This window comes from Streptomyces sp. S6 (genome assembly GCF_054880855.1).
In genome coordinates, this window is sequence record NZ_JBTYMC010000718.1 from 1 (window position 1) to 725 (window position 725).

A 725-nucleotide genomic window follows, 5' to 3' on the forward strand; every position below is an offset into this window, starting at 1 on the left:
CGCCGGCTGGACGCCCGGCCGCGCGCTGACGGTCCACGGCACCCGTCTGACCTGGCCCGCGACCGCCCCCGGCCACCCGGACAACGTCCTCGCCGACGGCCAGCGAGTCCTCCTGCCCGGCCGGGGCGACGCGCTCACCTTCCTCGTCACGGGCACGGCCGGGCACACCGTACGGGGCGAGGGCGAGATCACCTACGGGGACGGCACGCGTGCCCCCTACAACCTCTCCGCCCCCGACTGGCGCCGCGGCCCCCTCGCGACCAGGGCGCTCGCCGTCCCGCACGTCAACACCCCCGACGGCCGCCGTGCCGCACGCGCGCGCGTGTACGCCGTGACGGTCCCCCTGGACCCCGCCCGCACCGTGACCTCCGTACGGCTCCCCGTCACCTCCGGCCTCCACGTCTTCGCCCTCGCCGTCCGCGCGAACCCCGGGGTGTGGACCGGCACTTGGGCCACCGCCCAATCCGGCCTCCCCACAGGCGGCCCCTGGACCGACCGCACCCTGCGCCTGGCCGTCCACACCTCCACCGGCGGCTCCCGCCTGCGGCTGCGCTTCGACAACACGTTCGCGGGGACGCCGGTGCGCATCGGGGCGGCGACGGTGGCCCTGCGGGCGCGGAAGGCTGCGGGGAGCCCCACGCCGCCCCAGACCCTCCCCACGCCGCCCCGGATCCTCCCCACAGCGCCACGAACCGTCCCGGACGCCACCGGCGGGCCCCCGGCGC

1 pseudogene is annotated in these 725 nt (G+C 78.3%); it reads left to right on the top strand.

From position 1 onward, the window contains the following. Positions 1-725: pseudogene (locus tag ACVNF4_RS36680) on the top strand (SGNH/GDSL hydrolase family protein); the annotation flags it as partial.